Origin of the sequence: Oricola nitratireducens (assembly GCF_014904745.1) — a bacterium.
Taxonomy (GTDB): domain Bacteria; phylum Pseudomonadota; class Alphaproteobacteria; order Rhizobiales; family Rhizobiaceae; genus Oricola; species Oricola nitratireducens.
In genome coordinates this window covers 117,084-134,511 of the sequence record NZ_JACZCS010000035.1, presented here as the reverse complement: position 1 = coordinate 134,511, position 17,428 = coordinate 117,084, and the positions used below count along the sequence as shown (strand labels likewise).

The 17,428-nt window shown below is 62.8% G+C and carries 22 protein-coding genes; 19 read left to right on the top strand and 3 right to left on the bottom strand.

The window, feature by feature from the left end; translation table 11 throughout:
- Positions 1-14 precede the first annotated feature (14 nt).
- The 7 genes from IG169_RS17355 (at position 15) to IG169_RS17325 (ending at position 6,382) form a co-directional block, all read left to right on the top strand.
- Positions 15-875, top strand: a complete 861-nt coding sequence (locus IG169_RS17355) for a branched-chain amino acid ABC transporter permease (protein ID WP_193177494.1) — start codon at positions 15-17, stop codon at positions 873-875.
- 3 nt (positions 876-878) lie between these two features.
- Positions 879-1,850 carry a branched-chain amino acid ABC transporter permease gene (locus IG169_RS17350; protein ID WP_193177493.1) on the top strand — a complete coding sequence of 324 codons (972 nt, stop codon included), beginning with the start codon at positions 879-881 and terminating at the stop codon, positions 1,848-1,850.
- Complete coding sequence (locus IG169_RS17345) at positions 1,847-2,596, top strand: ABC transporter ATP-binding protein (RefSeq protein ID WP_193177492.1); 750 nt, start codon at positions 1,847-1,849, stop codon at positions 2,594-2,596. Before IG169_RS17350 ends, IG169_RS17345 begins: the two co-directional genes overlap by 4 nt.
- Positions 2,589-3,302, top strand: coding sequence for an ABC transporter ATP-binding protein (locus IG169_RS17340; RefSeq protein ID WP_193177491.1), 714 nt, complete (start codon positions 2,589-2,591; stop codon positions 3,300-3,302). Before IG169_RS17345 ends, IG169_RS17340 begins: the two co-directional genes overlap by 8 nt.
- 17 nt (positions 3,303-3,319) lie before the next feature.
- A complete protein-coding gene (locus tag IG169_RS17335; protein ID WP_193177490.1) occupies positions 3,320-4,249 on the top strand; it encodes an aldo/keto reductase in 930 nt (309 codons plus the stop codon).
- A gap of 101 nt (positions 4,250-4,350) precedes the next feature.
- Positions 4,351-5,967 (top strand): fumarate hydratase, encoded by a 1,617-nt coding sequence (locus tag IG169_RS17330; protein ID WP_193177489.1) that lies wholly within the window; start codon positions 4,351-4,353, stop codon positions 5,965-5,967.
- A gap of 16 nt (positions 5,968-5,983) precedes the next feature.
- A complete protein-coding gene (locus IG169_RS17325; RefSeq protein ID WP_193177488.1) occupies positions 5,984-6,382 on the top strand; it encodes a rhodanese-like domain-containing protein in 399 nt (132 codons plus the stop codon).
- 6 nt (positions 6,383-6,388) lie between these two features.
- Here the strand turns inward: IG169_RS17325 and IG169_RS17320 are convergent, their stop codons facing one another.
- Positions 6,389-7,009 (bottom strand): pyridoxamine 5'-phosphate oxidase family protein, encoded by a 621-nt coding sequence (locus tag IG169_RS17320; RefSeq protein ID WP_193177487.1) that lies wholly within the window; start codon positions 7,007-7,009, stop codon positions 6,389-6,391.
- Positions 7,006-7,365, bottom strand: a complete 360-nt coding sequence (locus IG169_RS17315) for a gamma-butyrobetaine hydroxylase family protein (protein WP_193177486.1) — start codon at positions 7,363-7,365, stop codon at positions 7,006-7,008. Before IG169_RS17315 ends, IG169_RS17320 begins: the two co-directional genes overlap by 4 nt.
- A 101-nt stretch (positions 7,366-7,466) precedes the next feature.
- Between IG169_RS17315 and moaA the strand changes: the two genes are divergently transcribed.
- The 11 genes from moaA (at position 7,467) to IG169_RS17265 (ending at position 16,260) form a co-directional block, all read left to right on the top strand.
- Positions 7,467-8,492 carry a GTP 3',8-cyclase MoaA gene (gene moaA, locus IG169_RS17310; protein WP_193177485.1) on the top strand — a complete coding sequence of 342 codons (1,026 nt, stop codon included), beginning with the start codon at positions 7,467-7,469 and terminating at the stop codon, positions 8,490-8,492.
- 16 nt (positions 8,493-8,508) lie between these two features.
- On the top strand, positions 8,509-8,967 hold the full coding sequence (locus IG169_RS17305; RefSeq protein WP_193177484.1) for a hypothetical protein: 459 nt from the start codon (positions 8,509-8,511) through the stop codon (positions 8,965-8,967).
- A complete protein-coding gene (locus tag IG169_RS17300) occupies positions 8,964-9,581 on the top strand; it encodes a DUF1176 domain-containing protein (protein ID WP_193177483.1) in 618 nt (205 codons plus the stop codon). The genes IG169_RS17305 and IG169_RS17300 overlap by 4 nt, the downstream gene beginning before the upstream one ends.
- Before the next feature lie 47 nt (positions 9,582-9,628).
- Entirely contained in the window at positions 9,629-10,552 is a 924-nt protein-coding gene (locus IG169_RS17295; protein ID WP_193177482.1) for a DMT family transporter, read from the top strand.
- A gap of 146 nt (positions 10,553-10,698) precedes the next feature.
- Positions 10,699-10,824, top strand: a complete 126-nt coding sequence (locus tag IG169_RS24260; RefSeq protein WP_281435943.1) for a hypothetical protein — start codon at positions 10,699-10,701, stop codon at positions 10,822-10,824.
- A 103-nt stretch (positions 10,825-10,927) separates the two neighbouring features.
- On the top strand, positions 10,928-11,878 hold the full coding sequence (locus tag IG169_RS17290) for a DMT family transporter (RefSeq protein ID WP_193177481.1): 951 nt from the start codon (positions 10,928-10,930) through the stop codon (positions 11,876-11,878).
- Entirely contained in the window at positions 11,875-13,098 is a 1,224-nt protein-coding gene (locus tag IG169_RS17285) for a multidrug effflux MFS transporter (RefSeq protein ID WP_193177480.1), read from the top strand. The genes IG169_RS17290 and IG169_RS17285 overlap by 4 nt, the downstream gene beginning before the upstream one ends.
- A 68-nt stretch (positions 13,099-13,166) precedes the next feature.
- Positions 13,167-13,703, top strand: a complete 537-nt coding sequence (locus tag IG169_RS17280) for a cytochrome b (protein WP_193177479.1) — start codon at positions 13,167-13,169, stop codon at positions 13,701-13,703.
- A 144-nt stretch (positions 13,704-13,847) separates the two neighbouring features.
- Complete coding sequence (locus tag IG169_RS17275; RefSeq protein WP_193177478.1) at positions 13,848-14,627, top strand: ABC transporter substrate-binding protein; 780 nt, start codon at positions 13,848-13,850, stop codon at positions 14,625-14,627.
- Between the two features lie 89 nt (positions 14,628-14,716).
- Positions 14,717-15,430, top strand: a complete 714-nt coding sequence (locus tag IG169_RS17270) for an ABC transporter permease (protein ID WP_193177477.1) — start codon at positions 14,717-14,719, stop codon at positions 15,428-15,430.
- Positions 15,427-16,260 (top strand): ABC transporter permease, encoded by an 834-nt coding sequence (locus IG169_RS17265; RefSeq protein WP_193177476.1) that lies wholly within the window; start codon positions 15,427-15,429, stop codon positions 16,258-16,260. Before IG169_RS17270 ends, IG169_RS17265 begins: the two co-directional genes overlap by 4 nt.
- Here the strand turns inward: IG169_RS17265 and IG169_RS17260 are convergent.
- Positions 16,257-17,144 (bottom strand): LysR family transcriptional regulator, encoded by an 888-nt coding sequence (locus tag IG169_RS17260; RefSeq protein WP_193177475.1) that lies wholly within the window; start codon positions 17,142-17,144, stop codon positions 16,257-16,259. The two genes, IG169_RS17265 and IG169_RS17260, sit on opposite strands and share 4 nt — an antisense overlap.
- Positions 17,145-17,241: 97 nt before the next feature.
- Between IG169_RS17260 and IG169_RS17255 the strand changes: the two genes are divergently transcribed.
- Positions 17,242-17,418, top strand: coding sequence for a hypothetical protein (locus IG169_RS17255; RefSeq protein WP_193177474.1), 177 nt, complete (start codon positions 17,242-17,244; stop codon positions 17,416-17,418).
- Positions 17,419-17,428 lie beyond the last annotated feature (10 nt).

The window sequence follows — 17,428 nt, the reverse complement described above, 5'->3', positions numbered from 1 at the left end:
TCAAGGCTTTTCCAATGTCCACGCTGATTGCAGTCCTGTTCGACGGATTATCCTACGGGATGCTGCTTTTCCTGCTGTCCGTCGGCCTGTCCGTGACGCTCGGCCTGATGAATTTCACCAACCTCGCCCATGGCGCCTTCGCCATGCTCGGCGGCTACGTGACCTATGCGCTGGTCGAACTCGCAGGCTGGCCGTTTCTCGCCACCCTGCCCTTCGCCTTCATCGTGACGGCGATCATCGCGGCCGGATTCGAGGTCGTCCTGTTCCGGCGCATATACAAGTCGGGCGAGCTCAACCAGGTCCTGCTGACGATCGGCGTGGTCTTCGCATCCTATGCCGTCGCCGCCTTTTTCTTCGGAACGGTGCATCACTCCGTCGAACTGCCCGGCTATCTGAAGGGATTTGTCGAGATCGGCGCGCTGAAACTGCCCTCCTACAGGATCTTCCTCGTGGTCGTTGCGCTGCTCATCACCACCGTCCTGGTCGGCGTGCTCGAATATACGCGCTTTGGCGCCATGGTCCGCGCCGCCGTCGACAACGGCAAGGTCGCGAGCGGCCTCGGCCTCAATATCAGCGTCATCTTCGCGCTGACCTTCGCGCTTGGCAGCGGCTTGGCGGGCCTCGGTGGCGCACTTGCCATCAACATCCTGTTCATCGATCCGAATTTCGGTTTCCACGTCCTGGTGCCGGTCCTCATCGTGGTTTCCATCGGCGGCCTCGGCTCCATCTGGGGCAGTTTCGTCGCCGCCGCCGCTCTCGGAATCTTCGACGTCGTCGGCAAATTCCTCTTTCCCGAAGTGGGGGCCTTCCTGATCTACCTGTTCATGGTCGTGATTCTGTTCTTCCGGCCCAACGGCCTGTTTGCGAGGCGTTAGGTCATGGAACCGAAAAGCTGGATAAGGGCAAGAGCCCGCATTTCACCCTATGAAATCGTCTTCTGGATCGCGGCCGCGGTCATTCCGTTCGTATTCTTCGAGCACTATCTGTCGCTCGCCGCATCCGTCGCGGTCGCGGCGCTGTTCTGCATCTCGCTCGACCTGATCCTCGGATATGCCGGCATCATCTCGCTCGGCCACGCGGCCTTCTTCGGCATCGGCGCCTATACCGCCGGCATCCTCTCGGCCAGAGGCTGGGGCGAGCCGATCTCCGGCCTCGCGCTGGCCGCGGCCGTGTCGGCGCTTGCCGGCTATATTGTCAGTTTCATGATCGTCAGGGTGCAGCACCTTGCGCTTCTGATGATCACGCTCGGCCTGTCCTTCCTGATGACTGAACTGGCCATTACGTTCGACCAGTTTACGGGCGGCTCCGACGGCCTCCAGGGCATAGACACATGGAAGCTGCTCGGCATCTGGAAATTCTCGCTGTGGGGCCACACCGCCTACGCCTATGCGATCAGCGTGTTGTTCATCCTGTTTCTTCTGGCGCGCAGGATCGTGCATTCGCCCTTCGGCCTGACATTGGAAGCAATCCGCGAAAATCCGGTGCGCACGACCGCGCTTGGGGCACCAAACCGGGGTCACCTGCAGAAAATCTTCGTCATCTCCGCTGCCTTTGCAGGCGTCGCCGGCGCATTGCTCGCGCAGGTCTCGGAAACGGTCTCGCCCGAGGCGCTTGGCTTCCAGCGCTCGGCAGAAATCGCCGTGATGCTGATCCTCGGCGGCACCGGCCGCCTCTACGGCGCTATCCTCGGCGCAATCATCTTCATGGTCGCGCGTGACCAGATTTCCGGCTTCTACCTGCAATACTGGTATTTCTGGATCGGCCTGATCCTGATCTTCGTCGTCCTCTTCATGCCGCGCGGCATCCTCGGCGGGCTCGAGCGCCTTGCCCGTATCGGGAGGCGCTCATGAACAGCCTTGAGACAAACAATATCGGCAAGGCTTTCGGCAAGCTGGTCGTTTCCGACAACGTCTCTCTGGCGCTGCCGAAGGGCGCGCGCCATGCGCTGATCGGCCCGAACGGCGCCGGCAAGACGACGCTGATCAACCTGATCACGGGCACGCTTGCGCCCGACACCGGCACGGTGCTGCTGAACGGAGAGGACGTGACGCGGCTGGAGCCGAATGCCCGCGTGAAGCGCGGCCTGTCCCGCACCTTCCAGATCAACACGCTGTTTCCGCAGCTCACGCCGCTGGAATCGGCGGTCATGGCGATCTGCGAGCGCAACGGCACTTCCGGCCACTGGCTTTCCGGCCTTTCGAAACACGCCGAAGGAATCGACGAGGCCCATGATCTACTGTCGAAAGTTGGTCTTGGCGACGACGCAGTCAAACCGACACGCGACCTCGCCTACGGTCAGCAACGCCTGCTGGAGATCGCGCTGGCACTGGCCTCGCGGCCGAAGGTGCTGCTGCTCGACGAGCCGGCCGCCGGCGTGCCGAAAAGCGAGAGCGCGGCGCTGTTCGAGGTCATCGCCGCGCTGCCCGAAGACATCTCGATCCTTTTCATCGAACACGACATGAACCTCGTCTTTTCCTTCGCAAGCAGGATCACCGTGCTCGTGCAGGGCGCGATCCTCACCGAAGGCACGCCCGACGAGATCGCGCATGATCCGCGCGTCCGTGAAGTCTATCTGGGAGGCGCGCATCATGGCTGAGCCGCTTCTGGAATTCCGCGACGTGCGCGCCGGCTATGGCGATTCCGTCGTGCTCGACGGCGTTTCCTTCTCGGTTGCGGAAGGCGCCGGCATGGCCTTGCTCGGCCGCAACGGCGTCGGCAAGTCCACGCTGATCCAGACGATCATGGGCTTCACGCAATTTCTGTCCGGGACGATTGTGTGGCGCGGCCGGGAGATCCAGACGGTTAAACCGCATCTGCGCGCCCGGCTCGGCATCGGCTGGGTGCCGCAGGAACGCGACATTTTCCGCTCGCTGACCGTCGAGGAAAACCTCGTGGTCGTCGCCCGGTCCGGCGCGTGGGATGTCGCCAGGGTCTACGACCTGTTCCCGCGCCTGAAAGAACGCCGGGAGAACAAGGGCAACCAGTTGTCCGGCGGCGAACAGCAAATGCTCGCGATCGGGCGCACGCTGATGACCAACCCGACCATGCTGCTGCTCGACGAGCCGCTCGAAGGTCTCGCCCCGATTATCGTGGAAGAGCTCGGCGAATCCATCCGAAAGATGGTTCGCGAGGCCGGCATGACGCTGATGCTGGTCGAACAGCATGCCGAGGTGGCGCTTGAGATGACCGATAGTGCAATCATCCTGGAACGCGGACGTATCGTCCACGAGGCGCCATCGCAGGAACTCGTCAACGATCAGGCGACGCTCGACCGCTATATCGGTCTCAACATCAGCGCCTGACAAACGGAGACAATCCGATGCAATTCAGGACAATCGGCAATTCGGACCTGAAGGTGTCCGCGCTCGGCCTCGGTTGCAACAATTTCGGCGGCCGCCTCGACGAGGACGCGTCCACCCGGGTTGTCCATGCCGCGCTCGATCACGGCGTAACCCTCTTCGACACCGCCGACGTCTACCCGATGGGCACATTCGGCCGTTCGGAGGAGATCGTGGGCAGGGCGCTTGGCAAACGGCGCAATGATGTCGTCGTCGCGACCAAGTTCGGCTATGCCGAAGGCACCGGCGGATCGCACAGCTCAGTCATCGCCTCCGTAGAGGCGAGCCTGAAGCGTCTCGGCACCGACCGGATCGACCTCTTCCAGTTCCACAAGCCGGATCCCGACACGCCGGTCGAGGAGACGCTGCGCGCGCTCGACGACCTCATCCGTGCGGGAAAGGTGCGCTATGCCGGCTGTTCGCAGTTTTCGGCCTGGCAGATCGTCGAGGCGCATTTCATCGCCAGGGAACTCGGCACCAACCGCTTCATCTCCACACAGGCGGAATACAGCCTGCTGGCGCGCGACGTCGAAGAGGATGTCCTGCCCGTCTGCGAGAAATACGGCATCGGGCTCCTGCCCTTCTTCCCGCTCGCAAGCGGAGTCCTGACTGGAAAGTACGAAGCCGGAAAGCCCGCACCGGAGGGGACGCGCCTTGCAGGCTCCAAACGGCTCGCAGACCTTTTTCTGAAACAGGAGAACCTGGAAACGGCGGTACGTCTGGCCCGTGTTGCGGAATGGCTCGGCGGCGAGCTGATCGATCTCGCCTTCGCCTATCTCCTGAAATCGCGGGCCGTGCCGAGCGTGATCGCCGGAGCCAGCACGCCCGAACAGATCGGGAGGAACGCACGCGCCGCCGCTTTCGCGCTCTCCGATGATGGTCTCGACGCGATCCGCGCCGCACTCGCCTGACCAACTGTGAAATTGGCCGCGTTTGACCATCGCCGCATTGCCTTCGCGCTGCATTGCGATATGAAAACCGCCAGATTCTTCAATCAGGCAAGGAAGCGAACATGGCAGACGGCCGCAACCAACTTTTTCCGCTTGGCGAAGCAGAAACGCCCTGGCGCAGGCTGACGAGCGATCATGTCTCCGTCGACACGTTCCGCGGCGAGGACGTCCTTGTCGTCGAACAGGAAGGGCTGCGGCTTCTCTCCGAAACGGCCTTCGGTGACATCAACCACCTGCTGCGTCCCGGCCACCTGAAGCAGCTCGCCTCCATTCTCGATGATCCGGAGGCGACAGAGAACGACCGTTTCGTCGCCTACGATCTCCTCAAGAACGCCAATATCGCCGCCGGCGGCGTGCTGCCCATGTGCCAGGACACCGGCACGGCAATCGTGATGGGCAAGAAGGGCCGCCGCGTGTGGACTGACGGCGGCGACGAGGATTCGCTCGGCGCCGGTGTGCTCGACGCCTACACAAGGAAGAACCTGCGCTATTCGCAACTGGCGCCGCTGTCGATGTTCGAGGAGAAGAACACCAAAAACAACCTTCCCGCCCAGATCGACATCTACGAGGAAGGCGAGGACGCCTACAAGTTCCTGTTCGTCGCCAAGGGCGGCGGCTCGGCCAACAAGACCTTCCTTTACCAGGGCACGCCGTCGCTTCTGACGCATGACCGCATGATCGAGTTCCTGAAGGAAAAGATCCTTACGCTCGGGACCGCGGCCTGCCCGCCCTACCACCTCGCCATCGTCATCGGCGGCACCTCGGCGGAAATGAATCTGAAGACGGTCAAGCTCGCCTCGACGCGCTATCTCGATACGCTGCCGACCCAAGGCTCGGAAGACGGTCACGCCTTCCGCGATCTTGCGATGGAGGCCGAAATTCACAAGGCGACGCAGGCAACCGGCGTCGGCGCGCAGTTCGGCGGCAAGTATTTCTGCCATGACGTGCGCGTGATCCGCCTGCCCCGCCACGGTGCATCGCTACCGATCGGCATCGGCGTGTCATGTTCCGCCGACCGCCAGGCGCTCGGCAAGATCACCCGCGACGGCATTTTCATCGAACAACTGGAAACCGATCCCTCGAAATACATGCCGGAGATCGACGAGGAGAAGCTCTCCGAGCACGTGGTCAGGATCGACCTCAACCAGCCGATGATTCAGATTCTCAACGAGTTGTCGCAACACCCGGTGAAGACTCGCCTTTCGCTCAGCGGCCCGATCATCGTGGCGCGCGATCTCGCCCACTCGAAGATCCGCGCGCGGCTCGAGGCCGGCGAGCCGATGCCGGACTATTTCAAGAACCATCCGATCTATTACGCCGGCCCGGCCAAGACGCCGGAGGGCTATGCCTCGGGCTCCTTCGGCCCGACGACCGCCGGCCGCATGGATTCCTATGTCGACCAGTTCCAGTCCTTCGGCGGATCGATGGTGATGCTCGCCAAGGGCAACCGCTCACGTGTGGTGCGCGAGGCCTGTGGCCGCCACGGCGGCTTCTATCTCGGCTCCATCGGCGGCCCGGCCGCCCGCCTCGCCCAGGATTGCATCAAGAAGGTCGAGGTCGTCGAATATCCGGAACTCGGCATGGAAGCGATCTGGAGGATCGAGGTCGAGGATTTCCCGGCCTTCATCGTGATCGACGACAAGGGCAACGACTTCTTCAAGGAACTGAACCTGGGCTGATGTCCCCGGAGGACCCATGAAACGCGGCTACAAGGCACTCCTGGAAGCGGCCAATGCGGAAATCGAAGCGCTGTCTCCGGCCGAGGCGGCGAACCTCGCCGAGGGCGATGATGTCGTCCTCGTCGATATCCGGGATATCCGTGAACTGAAGCGCGAAGGCCGCGTACCCGGCGCCATCCACGCCCCGCGCGGCATGCTGGAGTTCTGGGTCGATCCGGAAAGCCCGTATCACAAGGAGATATTTGCGTCCGGAAAGACCTTCATCTTCTTCTGCGCCGCCGGCTGGCGATCGGCGCTCGCGACCAAGACGGTGCAGGACATGGGCCTCGAACCGGTCAAGCATATCGAGGGCGGTTTCGGCGCCTGGAAAAAGGCCGGCCTGCCCGTCGACATGCCCAACGAAAAGAAGGGCTGACAGCCGTTACCACATCGTCTTAGCGGCGCGGCTGGCCCATTCCGCGTCATAGGTCGCGGAGTCGAAGTCGCCGCGCGACTGTTCCTTCAGGATGTCGCCCGCCGTCGGGATCGCGGCCGGATCGACGTGATGGGCCGGATCCCACAGTTTCGCCCGCAGGACGGCACGCCCGCATTGAGTGTAGATCTCGTCGACCGTGACGACGACTGCGGAACGTGGCGTCTTGCCGTCGCGCTCGAAGCTCGCCAGCAGATCGGGATCGACGGTGACGATGGCCGATCCGTTCATGCGGATCGTCGTCATCGAGCCCGGAATGAGGAACAGCAGCGCCACGCGCGGATCGCGCACGATGTTGCGCAGGCTGTCCATGCGGTTGTTGCCGCGCCGGTCCGGGATCGCCAGCGTCTTGTCATCGAGAATGCGGAACGCCCCGCCGAGTTCGCCACGCGGCGAGCAATCGAGACCTTCCGGGCCGGCCGTCGCCAGCGAAAAGAACGACGATGCCTCAAGGAAGCGCCGGTATTCCGGCGTGATCCGCTTCGCCACCTTCAGCAGCGACGCCTCGCCGGGCTCGCCGTAGAGGTCCGCAAGCTCTTCAAGTGACGTAACGGGCGCGAATTGACTCATCGGCTGAGCCCCTTTTCCTTCAGTTCCTCCAGATAGACCGCCCACAGGGCGTCCTTCCTGCTGCCGAGCGTATGCAGATAGCTCCAAGTGAAGATCCCGGTATCGTGCATGTCGTCGAAGACGATGCGGACCGCATAATTGCCGACCGGTTTCATCTCCAGGATCGCGACATCGCTTTTTCCCCCGACTGTTACCCGCTGGTCGGGCGAATGCCCCTGCACCTCCGCCGATGGCGACATGACGCGCAGCATTTCGGCTTCGAGCGCAAAAGTCTCGCCCGAATTGAATGCAACGGTGAGGCTCTTGCGGTCCTTGGAAACCCGCAATTCGGTCGGCCAGACTGCTGTTTCAGCCATGTCAGGGTATCCGTTTGGTTCAATTGATGACATGTGATGACTTGACGCGAACGGCTATGGCATCAACATACGCAGCAGACAACAAAAAGCGTGATCGCGCCATGACAGACGAAATCGCCCTGTCCAACGGACAGACCATGACCGATCCCTTCGGGAGGGATATCACCTATCTGCGGGTTTCCGTGACGGACCGCTGCGACTTCCGCTGCACCTATTGCATGTCGGAACACATGACCTTCCTGCCGAAGAAGGAGCTTCTGACGCTGGAAGAGCTCGACCGGCTGTGCACTATCTTCATCGACAAGGGTGTAAGGAAATTGCGCCTGACCGGCGGCGAACCGCTGGTGCGCAAGAACATCATGCATCTGGTCGAACAGCTCGGCCGCCACTTGAAGACAGGCGTGCTGGAAGAGCTGACGCTGACCACCAACGGCTCGCAGCTGACCAAATACGCCCGCGACCTTGCCAACCACGGCGTGCGCCGGATCAATGTGTCGCTCGATACACTCGACGCCGGCAAGTTCCGCGAGATCACCCGCTGGGGCGATCTTGCCCGCGTGCTCGACGGCATCAAGGCCGCGCAGGACGCCGGCTTGAAGATCAAGATCAACGCCGTCGCGCTGAAGGACTTCAACGACGCGGAACTCCCCGAAATGCTGCGCTGGGCACACGGCCAGGGCATGGACATGACCGTGATCGAGACGATGCCGATGGGCGAGATCGAGGAAGACCGCACCGACCGCTACCTGCCGCTGTCGATGTTGCGCGCGAACCTCTCGAAGCAGTTCACGCTTGAAGATATCCCCTACAAGACCGGCGGTCCGGCGCGCTATGTCGAGGTGAAGGAAACCGGCGGCCGCCTCGGTTTCATCACGCCGATGACGCACAATTTCTGCGAAAGCTGCAACCGCGTTCGCCTCACCTGCACCGGCACGCTCTACATGTGCCTCGGTCAGGACGATGCGGCAGACCTGCGCGGACCGCTGCGCGCGTCCGAAGGCAACGAACTGGTTTCGGTCGCAATCGACGAGGCGATCGGCCGCAAGCCGAAGGGCCACGACTTCATCATCGACCGGCGTACCAGGCGCCCGTCTGTCTCGCGTCACATGAGCGTCACGGGCGGCTGATTTGGCCCGGGCGCTTTTGTCCATCTTCCTTGCTCTGATAGTCGCCGGTGCGGCCTTTGCCGACACGCTTACCTATGAGAACAGCCGCTTCGGCACGCGGATTTCGTTTCCCGCCGACATCTTCGACCGGATCGATCCCGCTCCGGCCAATGGAGACGGCCGCAGATTCCGTTCGGCGGACGGCGCTGAACTGGCGGTGTTCGGTCACTTCAACGCGCTGGACATGACGCCCGAAACGCTGATCGAACAGGCCCGGTCCGATGCAACATCGAAGAGCCGCGAGGTCACATACGCCGCCTCCGGCGCCGACTGGGCGGTTCTCTCCGGTCACGAGGACTCCATGATCTTCTACGAACGGCACGAATTCGGCGCCAACGGTGTCATTCATGTCATGGTCCTGCGCTATCCGGAAAGTCTGCACGCAACATATGACGCTCTCGCGGGGATCATCGCCCGCAGCCTGGAGGGACCATGAACCGCGCCATCGCCTCGGCCGCAATATTTCTCGTCGCGCTCGCCGTTCCGGCAGGCGCACAGGCGCAGAACGCGTCCATGACGCCGCAAGAGCTCCTTGCAGCAGCCAAGGCGACTTATCCCGGCGAACTGTGCTCGTGGGCGCGCGTCGAGGAGAACATGGATGCGGCCGCTTCCTGGACGCTGACCTTCCGCTATGACTACGAGAAGAAGGACGGCCCCGACAGGGCCGTCGTGCTGCATCAGCTCCCCTGCTTCTACGGCGCCTACAATTTCGGCTCGATCTGGTTCATGGAAACGGAATTCGAGGGCCTCGTCCCGCTGCATTTCGCCGAGCCGGTGCTGGATATCGAATATGCCGACGGCGACGATGCCGTTGTCGAGAAACTTACGGTCCTGGGCTTCTCCACCACCCCGACCCTGATCGACGGCGCTTTCGACCAGGAGACGCAAACGATTTCGAGCTTCTCCAAATGGCGCGGACTGGCGGACGCGGCTTCGTCCGGAACCTGGACATTCCGCGAAGGCGCCTTTGTGCTGACCCGGTACGAAGTCGATGCGACTTACGATGGCGAATCCAATCCGGTGACGGTATACAGCGCCGCCGGGAACTGACCGGCGCATATCCGAGTCGCCTCTTTCTCCCGGTATCCGGCACCGCCATGACCATGACCGCAAACCTGCGCGCCTCCCTGCTGATGGCGGCTTCGATGGCCGGCTTCACCACCAACGACGCGCTGGTGAAATCGCTCGGCGGCGCGGTCAATGCCGGTCAGATCATGTTCGTGCGCGGCGCGATCATGATGGTGTTCCTTGGCATCTTCATGCGGCTCGCGCGGACGCCGATGCCGGTGCGCAAGGCGCTCACCGGCGCAATGACGCTGCGGGTCACGGGCGAAATCCTCGGCACGGTTTTCTTCCTGTTTGCACTGTTCCACATGCCGCTCGCCAATGTATCCGCAGTTCTGCAGGCCTTGCCGCTGGCCGTCACGCTCGGAGCGGCCCTGGTGCTACGCGAAACGGTCGGGATCCGGCGGCTTTCGGCAATCCTGATCGGTTTTGCCGGCGTCGTGATCATCATCCGGCCGGGCCTCGAAGGCTTCACCATCTACTCCCTGTCGGCGCTGTGCACGGTCTTCTTCGCCGCGATGCGCGATCTGGCCACGCGCCGGCTGCCGCACGATATTCCCGCCCTGTCCGTGTCGCTGCTGACGACGATCGCCGTCTCGGTGAGCGGCCTCGTCATGATGACGTTCCTCGGCGGCTGGCAGCCGCTGTCCTTCACTGACATCGCGGCATTGGGCGGCTCCGCCGTCTTCCTCTTTATCGGCTACCAGTGCATCGTCCTCGCCCTGCGCGGCGGCGACATCCACATCGTCGCGCCGTTCCGCTACGCCAGCCTGTTATGGTCGATCATCCTCGGCATGACGTTTTTCGGCGAATGGCCCGACGCCTTTACCCTGACCGGGGCCGCGATCATCGTCGCAACCGGGCTTTACACGCTTTATCGCGAACGCGTCGTATCCCGCAAAGCGACCGCAGCCAGCATCTCGGCGGCCTCGCCGCCGCCAGCCCGCGGCACCTGACGCAGCACCACCTCGCATCCGCGCGCATGGCTGGCCTTCCCAATTAACATATCTGCGAACGCGAAATCGGCGCATAGACACCCCATCTGCATTGTGCAGCGCAGCAATGACGCGCGCCGCGCACAACGAAAGACGGGAATACGGCAATGTCCGCCAACAAACGCAAAGACAACACGTTCGAACCGCGCGAGATCGAAACGATCATCGCCCGTGCCAAACGCGAGCGCGATGCGACGCTTCGCAACATGTTCGGTTCGCTCTTCGGCCGCTAAGGCCGCCGCCTCCGATCAGGGGGCGTGACCAGGCGCGCCTTTTACGATAAGGGTGGTTGCCGCGTTTAGCGCGGCCCCCTTCTTCCTCCGGCGGGCCGGTTTCATGACATCGCAGAACACCAGCGGCGGCGAAACGCCCGATACCGATTTGCTGCTCGACATCGCCGCCATCGATGCCGCCAACCTGAGGGCCATCGCCTTCCTGGCGACCTCGATGGCGCTGTTCGCCTTCGATGACATGTTCATCAAGCTGGCTTCGGTAAATGTCGGCGTCGGCCAGATCCTGAGCATTCAGAGCCTGCTCGCGATCGTCTATTTCGGCCTTCTCGCAAGAGCCAAGCGGCAGCGTATCACGCGCGAGGCGCTGGTTTCGCCGGCAATCCTGCTGCGCCATTTCGGCGAGGCGACCGGCGCGCTGTGTTTCGTCACCGCACTCTCCCTGATGCCGATCAGCAACGCCTCGGCGATCCTGCAGGCTTCTCCGCTCGCCGTCACCTTCGGCGCCGCAATCTTCCTGCGCGAGACCGTCGGCTGGCGCCGTTGGACCGCTGTCGCCGCCGGCTTTGCCGGCGTTCTCCTTATCGTGCGGCCGGGAGTGGCCGGTTTCGACTACGCCGCCCTCTTCGCCGTCGCGGCCGTTATCGGTCTTGCGATGCGTGACCTCGGCACGCGCGCCGTGGCGCGATCCGTGCCGACCGAGATCATCGCGCTTGGCGCCAATGTCGTCGTGTTCGCGGCCGCTGTCGCGCTTCAGAGCGCGACGGCGCCGTGGCAGTGGATGTCTTGGCGCACAACGACAATGGTGCTCGCGGCATCGTTCTTCGGCATCATCGGGATCCACCTCCTGACAATCGCCTTGCGGGCCGGCGAAATCTCGGTCATCGCGCCGTTCCGTTACAGCCGCCTGGTATTTGCCATCGTCATCGGCCTGGTTGTTTTCGGCGAACGGCCGGACATATTGGCGATTGCCGGATCGTTGCTGATCGTTGCGAGCGGGCTCTATACGCTTTATCGCGAACAGATGGCCAGACACCGGAAACCGCGCAGATCATGAGCAGCGATACCGCACAAGCAGCCACGCCGGCCGAACACGACTGGACGGGGCCGAAACCCGCGCTCGCCACGCTGGTGCTCCTTGCCGCCGTCAGCCCGCTTGCGATCAATCTCTTCGTTCCGTCAATGCCGAGTATCGCGCGCGACCTCGGCGCGCCTTACGCCACGATCCAGCTTGGCCTCTCGCTCTACCTCTTCATGATGGCCGCCCTGCAACTCGTCATCGGCCCGCTGTCGGATCTCTTCGGGCGTCGGCCGGTCATCTATGCCGGTCTCGTCCTGTTTCTCGTCGGCACCGCAATGTGCGTCATCGCGCAATCAGCCGAAATGTTTCTTGCCGGACGCATCATCCAGGCGGCGTCCGCGAGCGGCATGGTCCTGTCGCGGGCGATCGTCCGCGATGTCTATCCACGCGAGAAGGCGGCAAGCGCGATGGGATACATGGTCATGGGCATGGCCGTGGCGCCGATGCTCGGCCCGGCGATAGGCGGCCTGATCGACCAGATCGCGGGTTGGCGCATGACCTTCGTCGCGCTCGGCCTGTTCGGGGTTGCGGCCATCGCCGCCGCCATCGTGACGCTGCCGGAGACGAACCGGTTTCGCGGCGCGCCGTTGCGAAACCAGGTCGAAAGCTACCGCCAACTCGCGCGGCTGCCGCTTTTCTGGGTCTATGCCTGCGCGTCCGGCTTCACAACGGCAACCTTTCTCGGTTTTCTGGGCGGCGGACCGGCGGTCTCGAACGTCTATCTCGGCCTTACACCGTTCGCCTATGGGCTGTATTTCGCCTTCTGCGCGTTCGGCTACTCCGTCGGCAATTTCCTGACCGGCCGTTTCTCGGAACGCCGCGGTCTCGAGCGCATGATGGTCGAAGGGACGGTCGTCACCCTGGCCGGTCCCGCCATCACCATCGCCTTCTTCGCCGCCGGGGTGGAGCATCCCCTCGCCTTCTTCCTGCCGGTCATGCTGATCGGTGTCGGCAACGGCCTGACGCTTCCCAACGTGACGGCCGCAGCCATCAGCCTCAAGCCCGATGCGGCGGGCGCCGCGTCAGGCCTGCTCGGCGCGATACAGATGGGTGTCGGCGCATGCGCCTCGATCGCCGCCGGCATCATCGCCGGCGAGGAAGGCCTCCCGATCCCGCTCTGCCTGTTCCTGTCCGCCTGTGCGCTGATCGCGATCATCCTGACACTTGGCGCTGTGCGCATGGCCAACCGGCCATAATCGGGGCATTGCCAATCTCAGGCCGCGACTGTATCGCGGCATGACGACTACGCCGCACGAGGCCTGACTTGGAACGGACCCCGCTCAACACCCGCGATCGCTTTGCCGGATATTCGCCGGTCTCGATCCTGTTGCACTGGCTGACGGCCGTGGCCGTGGTGACGCTGTTCCTCACCCACGAAGACGAGTTCGCCGCGATCCATCTCGGTATCGGCATCCTCGCAATACCGCTCTTTCTGTTCCGCACCGGCTGGCGCGTCGCGCGGGGCTATCCCCGCATCACCGACCAGCCAGCAATCTTCAACTTCGCCGCGCGCCTTGTGACCCTCGCTTTTCTGCTGTGCATCCTGACCGTTTCGGTCACCGGACTGGCGATCCCGCCGCTTGAAGGCGATCCCATCGCTTTCTTCGGCCTCGGCGCGGTGACGGTCCCCATGCAGCCAAACCGCGCGCTGGCCGAAATATTCGGAGAGGCTCACGACCTCGCCGGGCATGCCTTCCTGCCGCTAGTTGCGTTGCACATTCTCGGCGCGCTGAAACACCACTTCATCGACCGCGACGCAGTGCTGGTCCGCATGTTTCGACCAGTCGCCAGGGGCAAATAACCCTTTCGTTGCGGAACTTTTTCCGGTTGCAATCCGCGCAAAAACAGTGGGAGTATTCCATTTCATGCCCTGCGAGGAGCACGGGCGTTCCATCAGGCATGACAATGCCTTGCACTAGAAGCGTAACCTAAAGAGGAAACTGACATGCGTTTCACCACAGGATTCCTGGCTGCGGCCGCGACACTGGCGCTGACGATCGGCGCCGCGCAGGCCGAAGACATGATGAAGCTGAAGATCGGTACCGAAGGCGCATACCCTCCGTTCAACAATCTCGAGGCCGACGGCTCTCTCGTCGGATTCGACATCGATATCGCCAAGGCGCTCTGCGCTGAAATGAAGGCCGATTGCGAATTCGTGACTCAGGACTGGGACGGCATCATCCCGGCACTTCTGGCCGGCAAGTTCGACGCCATCATCGCTTCCATGTCGATCACTGACGAGCGCAAGGAAAAGGTCGACTTCACGAACAAGTACTACAACACGCCGCCGGCGATCGCCGTCCCGAAGGACAGCGACATCACCGAGGCGACCGATGCCGGCCTCGCCGGCCGCACGATCGGCGCCCAGTCCTCGACGACCCACTCCAACTATGCCGAGGAAAAGCTTCCCTCCGCCGAGTTGAAGCTCTATCCGACGCCTGACGAGTACAAGCTCGACATCGCCAGCGGCCGCATCGACGCCGTCATCGACGACGTGATCGTGCTGTCGGAATGGCTGAAGTCGGACGACGGCGCATGCTGCAAACTGCTCGGCACGCTGAAGCCCGATCCGGTAATCAACGGCCAAGGCGCCGGCATCGCGGTGCGCAAGGGCGAGGATGAACTGCGCGAGAAGTTCAACGCCGCCATCGACGCGATCCGCGCCAACGGCACCTACAAGGAAATCAACGACAAGTATTTCGACGTCGACGTTTACGGCGACTGATTTCCCCAGAGTAACACGCCGGACGGAGCACACCGTCCGGCGCATATGCCGGTCCGAACGGGCCAACTGCGAACGGGTAAGCGGGACGGATGGAGAAATATCTCACGTTACTCAGTTTTGGCGATCAGGGCTGGAGTGACGAAATTGCCTGGGGCGTGCTGATAACGGTATCGCTCGCGCTCGCAACCCTGCCACTCGGGCTTTTCATCGGCTTCATGATCGCGCTCGGAAAGCAGAGCAAGGAGTGGACCGTACGCACCGCCGCCGACATCTACACCACGATCTTCCGCGGTCTGCCGGAACTCCTCACCCTCTTCATCGTCTATTACGGCCTCCAGATCGGCATCCAGCTTGTCCTCAAGCTGATCGGCTTCGATGGCGCCATCGAAATCAACTCGTTTGCCGCCGGCGCCGTTTCGCTTGCGCTCGTCTTCTCATCCTATGCGAGCGAAGTCTTCCTGTCCGCGTTCCGCGCCATCCCCAAGGGCCAATACGAGGGCGGCTACGCGCTCGGCCTGCGCCATGGCACCGTGATGCGCATGATCATCCTGCCGCAGTTGATCCGCATCGCGCTGCCGGGCCTCGGCAATCTCTGGATGATCCTGCTGAAAGACACGGCCCTCGTCTCGGCCATCGGCCTGACCGACATTCTGCGCCAGACCGGGATCGCCGCCCGCGTTACCAAGGAAGCGTTTCTCTTCTTCGGCATCGCGTTTCTGCTCTATCTCGTCCTCGCGCTGATCTCGTCAATCGCGCTGAACAGGATCGAGGCCTATGGCAAACGCGGGGAGCAGGCGCGATGAACGGTGCCGCCGAAGGTCTCGTCGCCGCCCAGCCGGCCCCGGTGCCACCGCCGAAGCCCTGGACACGGTCCCGCATCGCCGGCTACCTCCTGATGGCGTTCTGGATCGCCGCCACAGCCGGACTTGTCGTCTATCTCTATCTCGCCTGGGACCTCGACAAGATCGAGCGCTACGGCCCGAAATTCCTGTCGGGTCTCTACGTCACGCTGACACTTGTCGGCGTTTCCATCGTCATCGGAGCGGTGATATCGTTTCCGGTCGCCCTCGGGCGCATGTCGAAGAACATCATCATCAACCGCCTCGCCTTCGCCTATGTCTATATTTTCCGCGGCACGCCGCTGATCGCCCAGCTTTTCCTCATCTACTACGGCCTCGGCTCATTCCGGCAGCAGCTGGAAGCCGTCGGTCTCTGGGTCTTTTTCCGCGATGCATGGAATTGCGCGCTGTTCGCCTTTTCGCTGAACACGGCCGCCTACCAGGCGGAGATCCTGCGCGGCGCCATCGAGAGCGTGCCGAGGGGGCAATGGGAAGGCGCAGAGGCGCTCGGCCTTAATCGCATCCACACCTTCTGGAAGGTCATCCTGCCGCAAGCGCTGATCGTCGCGCTTCGGCCCTACGGCAACGAGATCATCCTGATGATCAAGGGATCGGCGATCGTGGCCCTCGTCACCGTGTTCGACCTGATGGGCGAAACGCGGCGCGCCTTCTCGCGCACCTATGACTTCCAAGCCTATATCTGGGCGGCGGTCTTCTACTTCGTCATGGTGGAGGCGTTGCGCAATGTCTGGAACAGGCTCGAGGCCCGGCTGACGCGGCATCTCCTGCGCTAGCGGTTGTCCGGCATCTGTGCGTGCCGGCGCAGCCATGAAACGAACGCCTTGAGCGGCGGCCGCATCGCCCCGTGGCGCGTGACGATATAGTAGCCCGATCCGGGTCTGGCGTCCTCGAACAGGACACGCAGGTTTCCGGCGGCTATATCGGCTTCGAGGAATTTTCGGGCCGATGCCGTGACGCCATCGCCGCGCCGCAATCCGTCCAGAACCATGTAGCCCGGCAAATGGGTAATATCGAGCTTTCCCGGCGCAATCACGCCCTGGCGCTCCAGCCAGAGCGACAATTCGTTGGTGCCCAGTTCCTGCAGCCAGGGATAGTCGATCAGTTGCTCCGGATCCACAAATTCGCGGTCGCCGACCAGCGATCGCGCTGCAACGATCGCGAAGGTGGTCGGCAACAGCGGTTCGGCATCGAGTCCCTTCCACTTGCCGTCCCCGAAGCGGATCGCGACGTCGACACCGCCCGGCGCCAGTGCGACGACCTCTGCGGTCGGATTGAGCATCAGTTCGATGTCCGGATGCTGCAGGCGGAAATCGGAAATGCGGGGCATGAGCCAGCTAACCGCGAAGGCGGGCGTCATGGTCACCTGCAATGGCCGCACCGAACCGGAATCGGCAAGGGCGTCCACGGCCGACCTGATCCCCTGAAAGGCATTTTCGAGGCTGCGCGCCAATTCCTGGCCTTCCGGTGTCAGCGTCACGCCGCGCCCGTACCGCATGACGAGCGACACGCCGAGATGCGCTTCCAGCGACCGGACCTGCTGGCTGACCGCCGCATGGCTGACGTTCAGCTCCCTTCCGGCATGCGAGAAATTCAGCGCGTCCGCCACGGCCGAGAAAGCCCTGAGGCTGGTGAGCGAAGGTATGCCGCGCCAATCCATATGAAAGACCTACTTACATATCATATTTATTCCTGACTGGCATTTCCCCGGCGAACAGTCAAATTGAGGAGAGGCAATCTGACACTTGGAGAAAAGAATGCTTACCGTCTTCGCTAATTCGCTGATGATCGCCACCCGCACGCCCGGAATTGACTATCGCGCCGAACATGCGCGCGGTTCGAACGAGCGCGAGGCCCGCGAACGGCGGCGCCGGGAAATCGACTCTTTCCTCGCTCTCGCGCGGAGCGACGCGTACCGGCACATGAACGATTGAGCATCCCGCC

What these genes read in the sequence shown, in the direction of transcription:
- IG169_RS24260 (WP_281435943.1), top strand. Translation starts at nt 10,699, where the DNA reads ATGTCCGCCAACAAACGCAAAGACAACACGTTCGAACCGCGCGAGATC.
- IG169_RS17325 (WP_193177488.1), top strand. Translation starts at nt 5,984, where the DNA reads ATGAAACGCGGCTACAAGGCACTCCTGGAAGCGGCCAATGCGGAAATC.
- IG169_RS17260 (WP_193177475.1), bottom strand. Translation starts at nt 17,144, where the DNA reads ATGGATTGGCGCGGCATACCTTCGCTCACCAGCCTCAGGGCTTTCTCG.
- IG169_RS17355 (WP_193177494.1), top strand. Translation starts at nt 15, where the DNA reads ATGTCCACGCTGATTGCAGTCCTGTTCGACGGATTATCCTACGGGATG.
- IG169_RS17265 (WP_193177476.1), top strand. Translation starts at nt 15,427, where the DNA reads ATGAACGGTGCCGCCGAAGGTCTCGTCGCCGCCCAGCCGGCCCCGGTG.
- IG169_RS17340 (WP_193177491.1), top strand. Translation starts at nt 2,589, where the DNA reads ATGGCTGAGCCGCTTCTGGAATTCCGCGACGTGCGCGCCGGCTATGGC.
- IG169_RS17320 (WP_193177487.1), bottom strand. Translation starts at nt 7,009, where the DNA reads ATGAGTCAATTCGCGCCCGTTACGTCACTTGAAGAGCTTGCGGACCTC.
- IG169_RS17315 (WP_193177486.1), bottom strand. Translation starts at nt 7,365, where the DNA reads ATGGCTGAAACAGCAGTCTGGCCGACCGAATTGCGGGTTTCCAAGGAC.
- IG169_RS17285 (WP_193177480.1), top strand. Translation starts at nt 11,875, where the DNA reads ATGAGCAGCGATACCGCACAAGCAGCCACGCCGGCCGAACACGACTGG.
- IG169_RS17275 (WP_193177478.1), top strand. Translation starts at nt 13,848, where the DNA reads ATGCGTTTCACCACAGGATTCCTGGCTGCGGCCGCGACACTGGCGCTG.
- IG169_RS17270 (WP_193177477.1), top strand. Translation starts at nt 14,717, where the DNA reads ATGGAGAAATATCTCACGTTACTCAGTTTTGGCGATCAGGGCTGGAGT.
- IG169_RS17350 (WP_193177493.1), top strand. Translation starts at nt 879, where the DNA reads ATGGAACCGAAAAGCTGGATAAGGGCAAGAGCCCGCATTTCACCCTAT.
- IG169_RS17295 (WP_193177482.1), top strand. Translation starts at nt 9,629, where the DNA reads ATGACCATGACCGCAAACCTGCGCGCCTCCCTGCTGATGGCGGCTTCG.
- IG169_RS17330 (WP_193177489.1), top strand. Translation starts at nt 4,351, where the DNA reads ATGGCAGACGGCCGCAACCAACTTTTTCCGCTTGGCGAAGCAGAAACG.
- IG169_RS17300 (WP_193177483.1), top strand. Translation starts at nt 8,964, where the DNA reads ATGAACCGCGCCATCGCCTCGGCCGCAATATTTCTCGTCGCGCTCGCC.
- IG169_RS17335 (WP_193177490.1), top strand. Translation starts at nt 3,320, where the DNA reads ATGCAATTCAGGACAATCGGCAATTCGGACCTGAAGGTGTCCGCGCTC.
- IG169_RS17255 (WP_193177474.1), top strand. Translation starts at nt 17,242, where the DNA reads ATGCTTACCGTCTTCGCTAATTCGCTGATGATCGCCACCCGCACGCCC.
- IG169_RS17345 (WP_193177492.1), top strand. Translation starts at nt 1,847, where the DNA reads ATGAACAGCCTTGAGACAAACAATATCGGCAAGGCTTTCGGCAAGCTG.
- moaA (WP_193177485.1), top strand. Translation starts at nt 7,467, where the DNA reads ATGACAGACGAAATCGCCCTGTCCAACGGACAGACCATGACCGATCCC.
- IG169_RS17290 (WP_193177481.1), top strand. Translation starts at nt 10,928, where the DNA reads ATGACATCGCAGAACACCAGCGGCGGCGAAACGCCCGATACCGATTTG.